The organism is Parabacteroides sp. AD58, from assembly GCF_023744375.2.
In the GTDB taxonomy this organism is placed as follows: domain Bacteria; phylum Bacteroidota; class Bacteroidia; order Bacteroidales; family Tannerellaceae; genus Parabacteroides; species Parabacteroides absconsus.
The window spans coordinates 2,620,330-2,634,933 of the sequence record NZ_CP146284.1 but is presented as its reverse complement, the minus strand read 5'-3'; the positions used below and the strand labels follow the sequence as shown (position 1 = coordinate 2,634,933).

Here is a 14,604-nt window from a genome sequence, read left to right as displayed (position 1 = left end):
AAAGATGAAACCTATCGGGTTATTTCTTTTACTGGTCTGTATTTTCGGTATGAAGGTACAGGCTCAGTCGTTTCAACCGGAAGAACATGCTACTTTTCAGACGAATCGGACCGACGGACGTTACGTTAGTTCGAGGGCCGTTGCCCATCAGCTGATGAAAGAACTCGAACCGGCTTTCAGTTTCCGGCCTTCGATGCAGGCAGCCGATTTTAAGACCTGGCAGAAACATGTCCGCCTGCAGATGGAACGATTAATGAAGCATCCACAATTACAGAACTTACCCGATCCTGTTTGTATTCGTACTGAACAACGGGATGGTTACCGGTTAGAAAAATGGGAAGCTTATCCATTGCCGGCTTGTGTTGTGCCGTTCTTAGTTCTGATACCGGATAATCTGGACGAAAAACATCCGTCTCCGGCTGTTCTTTGTATTCCCGGTTGGGGTGGAACCAAAGAAGAACTGGCTGGCGAACCACAGCTGTACGCGCCTGATAAACCGACCCAAGAAAGTAAGAACTCCATGGCTTATCAGTATGTCAAGGCAGGACTAATTGCTGTTGCCGTAGATAACCCGGGAAGTGGAGAGCTAGCAGATCTGGAAACAGAAGCGAAATCGTATGCATACGACTTCCAAACATTTGCCCGTTCGTTACTGGAATTAGGATGGAATTACTTGGGATATTCGTCTTATACCAACCAACATATCCTGAATTGGATGAAACATCATCCTCTCATGCGGAAGGATCGTTTGATCGTCAGTGGCTTTTCTTTCGGAACAGAACCGTTGATGGCGTTGGGAAATATGGATGAATCCATTTACGCCTTCGTCTATAACGACTTTCTTTGTCGTACCCGCGAACGGGATCTGGTATTGACGATGCCCGACGAGAAAGGACGACGTGGCTGGCCCAATGATATATCTCACCTGATTCCTGCCTTCCTCTGCAACTTTGACTTTCCGGATCTGGTAGCAGCCCTGGCACCTCGTCCGGTGATTTGTACCGAAGGCGGATTGGATCGAGATTTAAACCTGGTCAAACGGGCATACGAACTGGCCGGACATCCGGAGAACTTTACCTTTTATCATTATAAGGACTTACAAGACTCTACAAAGAGAAAGAATCTGATGACTTTACCCGAAGGTTTGGATGGAGAGACTTATTTTAAGCTGGTCAACGTACAGCCGGAAAATCATTATTTCAAGTCGGAATACATTATTCCCTGGATCAAAGAACTACTGGAGAAGGATCACCAGTAAATAAAGCCGACAACGCCGCACGCTATCAAAGCGATTCCCAAAAGGACATAAAAGATGCGTGCGCCGTTGCGACCAAACCGTTTGACAAATATCCTGGCTCCGTCGGTCTGGAAATACCAATCCAAATTCAATACCGAAGCTATGATGGAGAAAACACCCAACACTATAAACAAAACCAAGATGAAATATTCAGACAGCTGCATAATTAATTACTGTATTTCGTATTCAATCAATTTACTTCTACCGTTCGTGAGCCATCCGGATTCTCTGTAATCGTTACATCCACTACATCTCCCGGCAACAGATCTTCTACCTTTTCCGGCCATTCGATAAAGCAAAGCGCTCCACTGTAGAAATAATCTTCTGTACCGATATCTTCAGCTTCGCTCAACTTGTTAATACGATAGAAATCGAAATGGTAGATCAGTTCGCCCGTTGTTTCCGAACGATATTCGTTGATGATGGCGAAAGTCGGACTGTTGATGACATCTTCAACGCCCAATTCTTCACACAGAGCCTTGATAAAGGTTGTCTTTCCGGCTCCCATTTTCCCATGAAAGGCAAAAACCGTACGGTCGTCCATATTGGCAATGAACTCTTTTGCCGCTTCATGAATCGTATCTAAACTTGTAATCTGAATCGTTTTCATACTCATTTACTATTGTTATCTGCAAATATAGAGAGAAAGATAAAAAGGAACAACACTTATTTCCTTTCCTCCATCAAATCTTAGGCATCATCGTAATAAACGGAATGAGCATTTCTTCCATGGAAATACCACCATGCTGGAACGTATTCTTATAATACGACACATAATAGTTGTAGTTGTTGGGATAAGCGAAGAAATTCTCATTCAAGGCAAAGATGTATTTGCTGCTCAAATTCGGAGAAGGCAAACCTACCTTTTCCGGATCCCGGATCTCAAAGACTTCTTTCGGATTATAGTTCAGGTTCTTTCCAACCTTATACCGCAAATTGGTATTGGTATTCCGGTCACCGATTACTTTCACCGGCGTATCTACCCGGATTGTTCCATGGTCGGTCGTAACAATCACTTTATATCCCGACTTGGCTATACGCTTAAACAGTTCCAAAGTGGTAGAATGCTGAAACCAGGAACGAGTTAAACTCCGGTAAGCGGCTTCACTTTGAGCCAGCTCGCGTATCATCTTGCTTTCAGTTCGTGCATGAGAAAGCATATCGACAAAGTTCAATACAACTACATTCAACTGATTTTTCAACAACGAAGGAATCATTCCCAACAGCTTTTCTCCGTACTGCGAATCGTGAACTTTATTATAAGAGAACGTATATTTCTTTCGGAAACGGTCAATCTGTGTCTGAATCAAAGGCGCTTCATTCAGGTTCTTGCCTTCTTCGCTTTCTTCGTCTACCCATAAATCCGGAAACATCTTCTCGATCTGTGCCGGCATTAATCCGGAAAAGATCGCATTCCGGGCATATTGGGTCGCCGTCGGCAAGATACTGTAATACAAACTCTCATCGAAAGTATAGAATTCAGCCAGTAAATCTTTCACGACACGCCACTGATCCATCCGGAAATTATCAATCAGGATAAAGAATACTTTCTCTCCTTCGTCAAGCAAAGGGAAAATCTTCTTCTTGAATAAATCCGGACTCATCAACGGACGTTCGGCCGGATTGTTTATCCAGTCTACATAGTTTCGTTTGACAAACTTACCGAAAGCATTGTTGGCTTCTTCCTTTTGCATCAACAACATATCTTTCATGGTTACCTGACTGCTTTCCAGTTCCAGTTCCCAATAGATAAGCTTCTTATACACTTCCATCCAGTCGTCGGTCGTCAACGAATCATTAATCTGCATACCAATCTTGGCAAACTCCTGCTGATAACCTTCAGTAGTCGTCTGCGAGATAATGACATTCTTATGCACATTCTTCTTGATCGACAGTAATAATTGATTCGGATTAACGGGTTTGATCAGATAATCCGCAATCTTATTGCCGATAGCCTGGTTCATAATGCTTTCTTCCTCGCTTTTCGTTACCATTACTACCGGCGTATTCGGAGCTATTTCCTTGATTTGTGACAAAGTTTCCAAGCCAGTGAGACCAGGCATATTCTCGTCGAGGAAAATAATATCAAAACTTTGCTCCCGACAACAGTCGATAGCATCTTGTCCGCTGACTACCGGCGTTACTTCATATCCTTTTTCCTGCAGAAACATCATGTGAGGCTTCAGCAAATCAATCTCATCATCTGCCCATAAAACTTTGTCTTTCTTCATTGCGATATGTTGTTTTAAGTTCTTGAGTTTATAAGTCCTGAGTTATCCGTCAGCTATTTCTTCTGTTAACTGGTTAATAAGAAACCGAAACCTGGAATCCTATTTTCCGGGCACGTTCAGCAATAGCATCCAAATCTTCTTTAGAAACCTTGTACAATGTCTTTAACGGAGTTTCCCGGTCAATCGTATAAATCATTACCTGATTAGGATTTATTGCCTTCAAGGCTTCCAACCAACCGGTAATTTCCTCTTCGGTTGTGTTGTCCACTTTCACACCATCTTTTTCACCACGTAAAAACATCGTCTGAATAATTACCTTACCATTGAAGCGACAAAGGTTTTTCAACAACTTATCAAAACAGAATCCCGGTTTGTTAGGATTATCTATTTGTCGGATGCGGCTATCCAAGACCGAATCCAGTTTCATGATATTATCATCTACCTTGCATAAGGCTTCAAAGACTTCTTCCTTATCCAACATCGTAGAATTAGATAAGACAGCTACCTTGGCCGACGGACAATGTTCGTTACGAATGGCGATCGTATCTTCTATAATTCCGGCAAAATCCGGATGAATGGTTGGTTCTCCGTTGCCGGCAAAGGTAATCACATCTGGAACAAGTCCTTCTGCCCGCATTTCATCCAGCTTCTTGGTCAGTTGTTCTTTCACTTCTTCCCGCTTCGGCAGTGGCGTGCGCGTCCGATGATCTTCATTATATCCACATTCACAATAAATACAATTGAATGTACACAGCTTACCATCTTTAGGAAACAGATTAATGCCTAAAGAAACACCTAACCGGCGGCTATGTACCGGACCATAAACAATCTTGTCAAAAAGAATCGTTGCCATAACTTATTATTATTAATTCTTGTTTCTTCATTCGTTCATGAGCAAATGTACGAAAATTAGACATTACATGCACCCGAATAAACCTTCTTTTCACTTTATAATACCCACTGAACATAATCTGATAAAAATCCACCTCAGAACTTCCAGCGAAGCAATACGTTCAAATCGGTTTTGCCTTGTCCTTCAATTTCCTCCGTATCTGTTCCAATCCGGTCTCGATCTGTGTACCAGGTATGAGCGAACTTGGCAGATACAGTGAACCTTCTTTTCAGATCCCAACGGAAAGAGATGGCTGCCCGAAGTCCTTTTCCATAAAACGAAGGCATGTAAAAAGCATATAGGATATTCTTTTCATACGAACTGATGCGTGTCGCATAATTGTCGGTTGAAAACCAGGCGAAGTAAGTATCCAACTGCAACGGATATTTCACTGGTTTCCAGCCGGCACTTTGGGAAATCATATAACCCTTACTGGATTCTTCCGTATTTGCCGAGACAATACCATCTGCCGACGTTCGTAATTTCCAGGAATCACCTAATACATAAGTCGCCTGCCAGCGAAACCGATGTTGCCTGCTCCCTTCATCCTTCTCCTTTCCTTTATAACGAAGATAAGAGGAGAAATGTTGACTCGGTGTATAATCCAATTGAAACAAATACTCTTTCCCGGTCGAAGGAAAATCGATCTGGTATTTCAACCAAGGAAAACGATAGAAATCGGCATACCAAGACAGCTTCCAATGTCCGAAAGGTGTCCATTGGCAACCCAAATAGATTCCATGTTCGTTCTGCACCGTGCTGTTCTGTGCAAACGCATTTCCAAAGAAAGCCTGGTAACGGCGGTCATAATACCGATGCAACACCAGCAATGAGAAATAAGAAGCCGGTGTCAGTTGCAAAGCATTCAGTGTAGCAATGGCTTTATTGGCAGAGACAGCCGTTTCGCCATATAGTTTTCCCCACCGGTTTTTCCACATATAATCCACACTCATGTTGATATTCTTTTCTCCACGGAAAGCAAACCGATTATATAATTGCTCTTGTGGATACATGGTCTTTCCACCGAACGTATAATATACGGCCGTTATACCCAAATGATAATTCGGATGTGCCCAGCGGACGTTTCCACCAAACGTATGCATCGTGACCGTATGCCTTTTTTCCCAATCCCGTTGTAAACGATGCAAGCCGTCTGTCTTGATGGTTGGAAAGGTATCATTCTCTACCGCAGCATCCAGTTTCCGATACGAATAAAAGAAGTTAGCATCCCAAGCCTTCCAAGTAAGCGTTAATCCGCTTCCCCGGAAGAAATCCTGTTCGTTGGTTGAGAAATGTCGTCTGAAACCATTGTTCCTTCGTTCGGCCTGTGCTACCAAAGCCGAACGACTTGGCGAGAAATCGTTACTGATAACCAGCCCTTGTCCGAAAGAAACCTTATAATCTCCCAATACAAAGGTTTTCAACACCCCTTGTTCTTTTATCAACGCATGGAAGGAATAATAATCATATCCTTTCTGCTTTCCTGTCCAGAAAGGTTCGCCGGCATCTTTCTCGGCCACCAGACCAGCCTGTAAATAATCGTCAAATTCATAGGCATACCGCAAGGAAGTATAGAACGGTTCGCCCAGGTATTTCCGATTCGGATAACGGGCTAAAACAGAATCCGGATATGAACCATATCCTTTCTTTTGTTGTAAACAGCGGTCGTACCTGATTTGCAATTCATTATTTCCATATTTCAACAGGTTTTTCACTATAAGAGGCCGCTTATCAACCGTTTTTTCACCAACATAAACAAAGGGCAAAAGCAACTGGATGGTCTGATAATCCAAACCATTGACACCTTTCAATTCATAGATAGAAACCATTTCTCCATATTTCTCTCGATAGGCAACCAGCTGTCCGATCTGTCGGTCTGTCAGGAACGGCAAACGAGAAAGTTGTTCCGCCGTAACCTGATTCAAATCCATCGGATGTTCCGACAAGTAGGAGAGTTCGGTATAAAGAGCTTCCAACTGACTCTCGTTTGCTGATTCTTCAGCTAATTCTTCTATATATTCTTTCCACTTATCAACAGAAATAGATTCCTGGGAATAAGCATTATAACCACTTATAAACACGGTTATCAAAAGAATTATCAACTGCTTTTTCATACGTATCTGATTAAAAAGAATAAGACAAACCGACACCTGAACTCACACCCAATACCGGATGCCACAACGCCACTGCGTCCAATTGCCAATGATGAAAGGAAAAACCGACTCCCAAACTGGGAAGAAAAGGATCGGCTTGCAGACCTGCTCGTAATTGAAAACAATTCCAAACTTCGTACTCCATACCGAATCCGCCTTGTATCCGATGGTTTTCATCCACTCCTGCAAACGAAGTTATGAGCAGATTGTTGAGAACTTCCCAGTTGAAACCTATCTGAACAGCATACGTCCTAAGTTCTTTCAGATTCAAATCTTTAGCACTTGTACGCACGGAAGGCAAATCTCGTACTACACATCCAATCAACAACTTATCAAAGGGAATATAAACAATTCCGATATCGGTAGACAGACGGGCTGGTATCTCTTCATATAACTCCGATTGTATCCAGGTATATTGAAAAGAAACGCCCATCATCCAACGGGTATTCAACTGCTTTCCCAAGAATATCCGGGCCATGTTCTGCCGATACCGTTCGTATCCGAACGAAGCCAGATGAATACCGGTTGACAAATAAGCATTCGGGTATTGAAAACTTCCGTTGATACTGCCTAGTTCTTTTAAGGCATAGCGGTTAAAATAGTCCAGATGAATGACTTTCCCTGTTGATAACTGCACCAGAGCCGGATTGGAAAACGAAGAAAGAGTAACACTGTTTCCTCCTAAAGCCAACGCTCGTGTATCAGGCAAACGGAGATTTTCTTCTGCAGAAACAGAAAACAGGCAAATGAACAAAATGGATAGTCCCAACAGTTTCATAGTTACAGGAGTTTTGGTTATACATACTTCGCAAATATAAACAACGGAAACGAGTTCATCAAGTTTATCCGGTCGAAACTTGAATTAACAAATTAAACTCACAAGTTATCAACAGGATTTATACATTTGCATCGACTTATGAAACAGAGTACTATACATATCATGTTCGTCATTGGACTGAGTTGCTGGTTAGGCATATCCGAAAGTAAGGCACAATCCATCCGGATGAATACCTTGCCCGAAGGATATCACCGAGCGTATGTAGAAGGAAATGATACGATTGCCATTTTCAATCTGCGTGAAGTCTATATCTTTCCGCCAGTAAAGTTCCGCAACAAACGGGAAGAAGCGAAGTATTGGAAACTGGTACGTGATGTGAAGAAAACACTTCCATACGCTAAAATGGTATATGAAACCCTGATAGAAACATACGAATATATCGAAACCCTGCCGACGGAGAAAGAACGACAGGAACATCTTAAGCGGATGGAAAAGGAATTGTTTGCCCAATATAAGCCGGAATTGAAGAAGATGACGCTTTCGCAGGGTAAACTGTTGATTAAGTTGATCGACCGGGAGTGCAACCAGACCAGTTATCATCTGGTAAAAGCGTTCCTGGGAAGCTTCCGTGCCGGCTTCTGGAACCTGTTTGCCGGTATGTTTGGCGCCAGCCTGAAAACAGAATACGATCCGAAAGGTAAAGATGCCTTGACCGAACGGATCGTTGTCCTGGTAGAAAGTGGGGCGTTATAAACAGGTTTATAAGCCCAGCTGATTGAAAAACTCCCAAATGACAATACCGGTCGTCACCGATACATTGAGGGAATGTTTCGTTCCGTATTGGGGAATTTCAATACATAAGTCACAATTATCAACGACCGACTGTTGAACGCCTTTTACTTCGTTTCCCATGACGATCGCATACTTTTTCGTCTTGTCTAACACCAGTTTATCCAGCATGGTACTGCCTTCGGCCTGTTCGATGGCACAGACTGTATAACCCTGTTGCTTTAAGTTATCAACAGCTTCCAGCGTATCTTTGAAATACTTCCAGTCCACCGAATCTTCCGCTCCCAAAGCCGTCTTATGGATTTCTGCATGGGGCGGACATGCCGTGATACCACACAGATAAATAGATTCTACCCGAAATGCGTCGGAAGTACGGAATACCGAACCCACATTATTCAGGCTTCTCACATGATCAAGTACCACGATCAGAGGAATTTTCTCACTATTCTTGAAGGCTTCCGGTGTCAGCCTGTTCAATTCTGTTACCTTTAATTTACGCATAGCTTTATCTTTCCCGCAAAAGTAGTGAATAAATGTGGATAGCCCGTTAAAAACCTATTTATAACTCGTGCATACAAAATGAAAAATAAAGCTTGCAGAATCCAAAAAGTCGTCCATACAAGTACTTCTTCAGAATATCCAAAAAAGTAAATCATTAGTTTTGATGAAATATCCACAGGGTATTTTCACCTTTCAACGGCCTTTTCGGGTAATTAACTTTTCCACTACAGCTGTTTTTAACCAATATGTCCTTTATAATACTATCTGATTATAAATCAATAAATAAGAATAGTTATAACCTGTTGGTATCTTCTTGATATCTATTTACCGCATATTAATAACGAGACGGACAAGTATTCATTCCAAAAAGTTTTAACCAAATCAACCGACATATATTATCATCTAAGAGATTTAAAAATTAAAGAATAAAAAAGATATAATAATCATGATGAATGAAATCGTTGATAACGTTTGAAAAGTTGACTTTTGCTGTTGGATGAGGTGATTGGCGGTTTCTGTTCTTCATCCAAGGAAAGACAACCCGGTAAATGAATAACCGGAAAACAGGACAACCTGATCCGTGGATAAGCGGATGTTTATGCCTTTCTCGTTACATTGTCTTTTTGTAAATAAGGTTGACTCCTAAAAAACAAGAAGATGAAAGAAAGCAATTATGAACAAGAGAAGTTTCGGAAGAATCAGGAAAGAGAGATTTTCCGTTTGGTAAAGCAAGACAACGTCTCCATCCAGGAAGTGGTTCAACAATATGGAGTAAGTCGTTCGAGCATTTATCGAATAATAGCTACCTTTGAACGAGAAAATCCTCTAGAAGCAGAACTCATGAAAAAGCAAGGAAAAGACGTGACGCCGGAAGACTACAAGAAGCTCCTCGAAGAGTTGTCGTCACTGAAGAAAGCATTGGCCGAAGAGCGTTTGCGCGCAGATTTCTACCAAGAGATGGTCGCCTATGGCGAGGAAGTGTATGGCATAAAGCTAAAAAAAGCTGGCACCAAGTAGTCCGTAGGCTGCATGAAAGGGACAGGGAACGGTATAAGGTCGTTCCCCTGTGCCGTCTGCTTGGTGTGAGTAAACAAGCCTACTATAAGCATGAGGACAAGGTACTGCAACGTCTGATGGAAGAATCTTTCGTTGTGGAGTTTATCAAGGAAATCCGAGGGAAAGATCCGGGCATAGGAGGGAACAAGCTTTGGCAGATGTACCAGAGCCGGTTTGGTTCCCATAGCGTGGGTTATAACCGTTTCTATGACATCATCGAACGTTATGGCCTGAAAGTCCGTAAACGGAAAAGACGCGTCAAGACAACCGATTCCGACCATGAGTATCCAGTCTATCCGAATCTGATTAAGACATACATTCCGGATCGTCCCTGCCAGCTGATAGTCAGCGATATCACCTATATACCTTACTGGACAAAGCCGGAAACGGGCGAGTACGATTTCTGCTATCTTTCTTTAGTAACGGATTACTACACAAAGGAAATCATCGGTTACAGTGTGGGCGACACGCTGGAAGCCCGTTATCCTTTGGACGCATTGAACATGGCCTTGGCCTATTATAAGGGCAAGGATCTTAATGGATTGATCCATCACTCGGACCGTGGTGTCCAATATGCCTGTTACAGTTATATCTCCCGGTTGAAGGAACATCATATAAAGATAAGCATGACCGAAAGCGGCAATCCCAAAGATAATGCCGTGGCGGAACGAGTCAACAATACAATTAAGAATGAACTCCTTTTGGGGCAATCCTTTTACGGCGTATCGGAAGTTAAATCAGCTATAAGGATAGCGGTCGATTTCTATAACAATGAGCGTCCTCATTTGAGTCTGGACGGTATAACTCCTGCTGAAGCCTCCGCAATGAGGGGAACAATAAAGAAACGCTGGAAGAGTTATCGGGAATTAGCCATCCAAGGAGAAATGTCTAATGCCTTCGTTTCTGCCAACCAGGTGGAGACAAACTCTTTGGAGGCTTCGCGCCTCCAGCCGTAAGGCAAACCACCGCGGTGGTTTTTTCATTATTTTTATCAGGATAAAAGATCTTTGTTTATTTTTGCCCAAAATAAGAAAAGACAACCTGCAGGGTGAATAACAAAAAAATGAGTCAACTCAGTATATAAATAAGTTAAACTACAGTCAACCCCTTCTATTTATAAAGAGATTTTAAGTCAACCAAATTCGTTAAATGACACATTTATATCGTTCCACCTTAGTGGAATGATCGTACCACATAGGTGGAACGATTTCTTCACCCTTGTGGAACGATCGTTTCACAAGGGTGAAACGGTATAATTTTACCGAAAACCGTTTCAGATGAAAGTTAAACGGACTGATCTGCCCTCCGTTAAACAAGATAAAATCCTTATTTTTCTGTTGGTCGGATATGAAACCTGCGAAATCAACATACTTTACTTCTGAATTTTTTTCCTTAACTTTGCCAGTCAAAGCAGAAGAATCAATGAGCGTAATAATAAGAGAAGTAACGACAAAGAAAGAACTTAAGAAGTTTGTTAAGTTCAATATCGACTTGTATAGAGGAAACCCTTATCATGTACCCGGATTGATTGAGGAAGAAATGATGACTCTCGACCCGAAACGAAACCCGGCTTTCGAGGTTTGTGATTCCATCAGTTTTCTGGCTTATCGGAATGATCAGGTAGTCGGACGTATCACCGGAATAATCAACCGGGGAAGTAATGAAACCTGGGGACAGAAACGCGCCCGCTTCGGATTCGTTGATTTTATCGACGACCAGGAAGTGGTTGATGCCCTTTTCAAAGCGGTGGAAGACTGGGCCCGGCAGAAGGGAATGGAAGAGTTGCAAGGGCCGATGGGATTTACCGATATGGATCATGAAGGCATGTTGATAGAAGGATTTGACCAGATCGGAACCATTGCGACCATTTATAATTTCCCTTATTATCCGCAACACATGGAGCGTATGGGATTTGTGAAAGACCAGGACTGGCATGAGTTCAAAATCTTCGTTCCGCGTGAAGGCATTCCAGAGAAACATCAGCGGATTGGCGAGATCGTCAAGAAGAAATACGGCTTGAAGATCATGAAATTCAAAAATGCCAAGGAAATCATGCCATATGCACATAAGGTGTTCAATACGCTGAATGAAGCGTATGCTCCGTTGTATGGTTTCTCCAAACTGACACAAAAGCAAATTGACTACTATATCAATATGTATATTCCGATGCTTCGTTATGACCTGGTAACGGTAATTGTCCGGGAAGAAGACGACGAAGTAGTAGGCTTTGGTATTTCTTTGCCGAATCTTTCACATGCGATGAAGAAGGCAAACGGACATCTTTTCCCGTTCGGCTGGATCCATTTGCTGAAAGCCCTGAAGACGAAACCGAAGGTAGTCGATCTGTATCTGATGGGCGTTTTGCCTGAATATCAGAGTAAAGGGGTAAATGCCCTGCTGTTTAATGATTTGATTCCTATCTATAATAAATTAGGAGTTGAATATGCTGAAAGTAATCCGGAATTGGAAAGCAACAATGCTGTTCAGGCACAATGGGATTATTTTAAACGGGAACATCACAAGACCCGTCGCGCATTTATCAAGAAAATAGGATAATGGAAGAGGAGACAATATGGAAGAACTGAAAGAAACGTCACAGCAAAATACTGCATCGTATGATGACGACGATATTAAAACCCTCGACTGGATGGAACACATCCGCCGTCGACCGGGTATGTATATCGGTAAATTAGGCGATGGAAGTTATGCTGACGACGGAATTTATGTGTTACTGAAAGAGGTGCTCGACAATTCAATTGACGAATACATGATGGGATTCGGCAAGACAATTGAAGTGACCATCTCCGACGGTACCGTAACAGTTCGCGATTATGGCCGCGGTGTGCCGTTGGGCAAAGTCGTTGATGTCTCCAGCAAAATGAATACCGGTGCTAAATATGACAGCAAGGCCTTCAAGAAATCGGTGGGTCTGAATGGTGTCGGTATTAAGGCTGTCAATGCCCTGAGCAGTTATTTCCTGATTGTCAGTTGCCGTGACGGAGAATGCAAGCAGGTTGAATACAACAAAGCCATCATTACGAAGGAATCTGATATACAACCTACCACCGAAGCCAATGGCACGAAGGTGGTATTCGTACCTGATAATACGATATTCAAGGATTATCAGTATAAAGACGAATTTGTTGAAACCTTGTTGAAGAATTATGTCTTTCTGAACAGCGGACTGACGATTCTGTACAATGGGAAACGCTTTCATTCTAAAAACGGACTGGTGGATTTGCTGAATGAAAACATGACAACCGAGCCACTTTATCCCATCATTCATCTGAAAGGAGAGGATATTGAAGTGGTGATTACCCATAGCAACCAGTACGGAGAAGAATATTATTCGTTCGTAAACGGCCAGCATACGACGCAGGGCGGTACGCATCTGTCGGCTTTTAAGGAAGCTGTCGGACGTGTTATCAAGGAATACTACAACAAGAACTTCGATTATGCCGATATCCGGGCCGGTATTGTGGCGGCCATCAGTATCAAAGTGGAAGAACCTGTCTTCGAGAGTCAGACGAAAACCAAGTTGGGTTCGAAAGATATGGGACCGGATGGGCCGACTGTATCCAAGTTTATCAACGACTTTATCAAGAAGGAACTCGATAATTACCTGCATAAAGACCAGGAAACATCGGATATTCTGCTTCGTAAGATCCAAGAGTCGGAAAAAGAACGCAAGGCTATAGCAGGAGTAACCAAACTGGCGCGTGAACGTGCCAAGAAAGCCAATTTGCATAATAAGAAACTCCGCGATTGCCGGATTCATCTGAACGACGCGAAAGGTGACCAGAAAGAAGATACATGTATCTTTATTACCGAGGGTGATTCGGCCAGCGGATCCATCACTAAAAGTCGGGATCCGAATTTCCAGGCTGTATTCAGTCTGCGTGGAAAACCGTTGAACAGTTACGGACTGACGAAGAAGATCGTTTATGAAAACGAAGAGTTCAACTTGCTTCAGGCCGCATTGAACATTGAAGACGGTTTGGACGGTCTGCGTTATAACAAGGTAATAATCGCAACCGATGCGGATGTCGACGGAATGCACATCCGTTTGTTGCTGATTACATTCTTTCTTCAGTTTTTCCCGGATCTGATTAAGCAGAAACATGTTTATATTCTGCAGACACCTCTTTTCCGAGTCCGGAACAAGCAGAAGACCATTTATTGTTACAGCGAAGAAGAGAAGCAACAGGCTATCCTGGCCTTGGGAAAGAATCCAGAGATAACCCGATTCAAAGGATTGGGAGAAATTTCACCGGATGAGTTCCGTCATTTTATCGGAAAAGACATCCGCCTGGATCAGGTATCGATGAAAAAGGAAGACCTGGTGAAGGAAATGCTGGAATTCTATATGGGAAAGAATACGATGGAACGCCAGAATTTCATCATTGACAATTTGGTAATTGAAGAAGATTTGATCAACTGAGTATATGAAAGAAAGTGGACAGAAACAGGAGAGAATAGCTCTTTTTCCGGGATCGTTTGATCCGTTTACCATAGGACATCAATCATTGGTAAAAAGAGGACTGGCGTTGGCCGACCGGATTATCATTGCTATCGGCATCAACGAAAACAAACAATCCTGTTTTCCGTTGGAAGAAAGATTGAAAGCCATCCGTTCACTTTTTCAAGATGATTCGCGAATAGAAGTAATAACTTATCATACACTAACTACCGACCTGGCAGAAAAGACAGGAGCCCAGTTTATTTTAAGAGGTATTCGTTCTGTCATTGACTTTGAATATGAAAAAACAATAGCCGATATTAATCGGACATTGACCGGCATTGAAACTGTTTTCTTGCTGGCCGAACCGCAATATGCGCATATCAGTTCGAGTGCAGTGCGCGAATTGTTGCATTTTGGAAAAGATGTTTCGGCATTTCTTCCATAA

14 protein-coding genes are annotated in these 14,604 nt (G+C 42.5%); 7 read left to right on the top strand and 7 right to left on the bottom strand.

The features are described from left to right. The first annotated feature begins 4 nt into the window (after nucleotides 1–4). Entirely contained in the window at nucleotides 5–1,258 is a 1,254-nt protein-coding gene (locus tag NEE14_RS11345; protein WP_251966577.1) for an alpha/beta hydrolase family protein, read from the top strand. On the opposite strand, the gene NEE14_RS11340 is transcribed toward NEE14_RS11345, so the two are convergent. From NEE14_RS11340 to NEE14_RS11315, 6 genes are all read right to left on the bottom strand, one after another. Next, complete coding sequence (locus NEE14_RS11340; RefSeq protein WP_251966576.1) at nucleotides 1,249–1,461, bottom strand: immunity 17 family protein; 213 nt, start codon at nucleotides 1,459–1,461, stop codon at nucleotides 1,249–1,251. The two genes, NEE14_RS11345 and NEE14_RS11340, sit on opposite strands and share 10 nt — an antisense overlap. A 26-nt stretch (nucleotides 1,462–1,487) precedes the next feature. Further along, the gene (gene tsaE / locus NEE14_RS11335) at nucleotides 1,488–1,907 is read right to left on the bottom strand and encodes a tRNA (adenosine(37)-N6)-threonylcarbamoyltransferase complex ATPase subunit type 1 TsaE (RefSeq protein ID WP_022454982.1); all 420 of its coding nucleotides are present in this window, start codon (nucleotides 1,905–1,907) and stop codon (nucleotides 1,488–1,490) included. A 73-nt stretch (nucleotides 1,908–1,980) separates the two neighbouring features. After that, entirely contained in the window at nucleotides 1,981–3,534 is a 1,554-nt protein-coding gene (locus NEE14_RS11330) for a PglZ domain-containing protein (protein ID WP_251966739.1), read from the bottom strand. A 67-nt stretch (nucleotides 3,535–3,601) separates the two neighbouring features. Next, the gene (locus NEE14_RS11325; RefSeq protein WP_251966575.1) at nucleotides 3,602–4,381 is read right to left on the bottom strand and encodes a radical SAM protein; all 780 of its coding nucleotides are present in this window, start codon (nucleotides 4,379–4,381) and stop codon (nucleotides 3,602–3,604) included. 134 nt (nucleotides 4,382–4,515) lie between these two features. Next, on the bottom strand, nucleotides 4,516–6,534 hold the full coding sequence (locus NEE14_RS11320) for a helix-hairpin-helix domain-containing protein (protein ID WP_251966574.1): 2,019 nt from the start codon (nucleotides 6,532–6,534) through the stop codon (nucleotides 4,516–4,518). Between the two features lie 10 nt (nucleotides 6,535–6,544). Further along, a complete protein-coding gene (locus NEE14_RS11315) occupies nucleotides 6,545–7,351 on the bottom strand; it encodes a hypothetical protein (RefSeq protein WP_251966573.1) in 807 nt (268 codons plus the stop codon). Between the two features lie 225 nt (nucleotides 7,352–7,576). Between NEE14_RS11315 and NEE14_RS11310 the strand changes: the two genes are divergently transcribed. Further along, nucleotides 7,577–8,104, top strand: coding sequence for a DUF4294 domain-containing protein (locus NEE14_RS11310; protein ID WP_422394707.1), 528 nt, complete (start codon nucleotides 7,577–7,579; stop codon nucleotides 8,102–8,104). Nucleotides 8,105–8,110: 6 nt separating this feature from the next. Here the strand turns inward: NEE14_RS11310 and NEE14_RS11305 are convergent, their stop codons facing one another. Beyond that, the gene (locus tag NEE14_RS11305; RefSeq protein WP_022454988.1) at nucleotides 8,111–8,641 is read right to left on the bottom strand and encodes an RNA methyltransferase; all 531 of its coding nucleotides are present in this window, start codon (nucleotides 8,639–8,641) and stop codon (nucleotides 8,111–8,113) included. 657 nt (nucleotides 8,642–9,298) lie between these two features. Here NEE14_RS11305 and NEE14_RS11300 point away from each other — a divergent pair. The 5 genes from NEE14_RS11300 (at nucleotide 9,299) to coaD (ending at nucleotide 14,604) form a co-directional block, all read left to right on the top strand. Continuing rightward, the gene (locus NEE14_RS11300) at nucleotides 9,299–9,658 is read left to right on the top strand and encodes a helix-turn-helix domain-containing protein (RefSeq protein ID WP_251968791.1); all 360 of its coding nucleotides are present in this window, start codon (nucleotides 9,299–9,301) and stop codon (nucleotides 9,656–9,658) included. Continuing rightward, nucleotides 9,559–10,653 (top strand): IS3 family transposase, encoded by a 1,095-nt coding sequence (locus NEE14_RS11295; protein WP_317259029.1) that lies wholly within the window; start codon nucleotides 9,559–9,561, stop codon nucleotides 10,651–10,653. Before NEE14_RS11300 ends, NEE14_RS11295 begins: the two co-directional genes overlap by 100 nt. 466 nt (nucleotides 10,654–11,119) lie before the next feature. Then, nucleotides 11,120–12,253, top strand: a complete 1,134-nt coding sequence (locus NEE14_RS11290) for a GNAT family N-acetyltransferase (RefSeq protein ID WP_251967800.1) — start codon at nucleotides 11,120–11,122, stop codon at nucleotides 12,251–12,253. Nucleotides 12,254–12,269: 16 nt separating this feature from the next. Next, nucleotides 12,270–14,138: a DNA topoisomerase IV subunit B gene (locus NEE14_RS11285; protein WP_251967801.1), complete on the top strand. Its 1,869-nt coding sequence runs from the start codon at nucleotides 12,270–12,272 to the stop codon at nucleotides 14,136–14,138. Nucleotides 14,139–14,142: 4 nt separating this feature from the next. Then, the gene (coaD, locus tag NEE14_RS11280; RefSeq protein WP_251967802.1) at nucleotides 14,143–14,604 is read left to right on the top strand and encodes a pantetheine-phosphate adenylyltransferase; all 462 of its coding nucleotides are present in this window, start codon (nucleotides 14,143–14,145) and stop codon (nucleotides 14,602–14,604) included.

Coding starts and splice junctions, on each gene's coding strand:
- NEE14_RS11345 (WP_251966577.1), top strand. CDS start 5: ATGAAACCTATCGGGTTATTTCTTTTACTGGTCTGTATTTTCGGTATG.
- NEE14_RS11340 (WP_251966576.1), bottom strand. CDS start 1,461: ATGCAGCTGTCTGAATATTTCATCTTGGTTTTGTTTATAGTGTTGGGT.
- tsaE (WP_022454982.1), bottom strand. CDS start 1,907: ATGAAAACGATTCAGATTACAAGTTTAGATACGATTCATGAAGCGGCA.
- NEE14_RS11325 (WP_251966575.1), bottom strand. CDS start 4,381: ATGGCAACGATTCTTTTTGACAAGATTGTTTATGGTCCGGTACATAGC.
- NEE14_RS11320 (WP_251966574.1), bottom strand. CDS start 6,534: ATGAAAAAGCAGTTGATAATTCTTTTGATAACCGTGTTTATAAGTGGT.
- NEE14_RS11315 (WP_251966573.1), bottom strand. CDS start 7,351: ATGAAACTGTTGGGACTATCCATTTTGTTCATTTGCCTGTTTTCTGTT.
- NEE14_RS11310 (WP_422394707.1), top strand. CDS start 7,577: ATGAATACCTTGCCCGAAGGATATCACCGAGCGTATGTAGAAGGAAAT.
- NEE14_RS11305 (WP_022454988.1), bottom strand. CDS start 8,641: ATGCGTAAATTAAAGGTAACAGAATTGAACAGGCTGACACCGGAAGCC.
- NEE14_RS11300 (WP_251968791.1), top strand. CDS start 9,299: ATGAAAGAAAGCAATTATGAACAAGAGAAGTTTCGGAAGAATCAGGAA.
- NEE14_RS11290 (WP_251967800.1), top strand. CDS start 11,120: ATGAGCGTAATAATAAGAGAAGTAACGACAAAGAAAGAACTTAAGAAG.
- NEE14_RS11285 (WP_251967801.1), top strand. CDS start 12,270: ATGGAAGAACTGAAAGAAACGTCACAGCAAAATACTGCATCGTATGAT.
- coaD (WP_251967802.1), top strand. CDS start 14,143: ATGAAAGAAAGTGGACAGAAACAGGAGAGAATAGCTCTTTTTCCGGGA.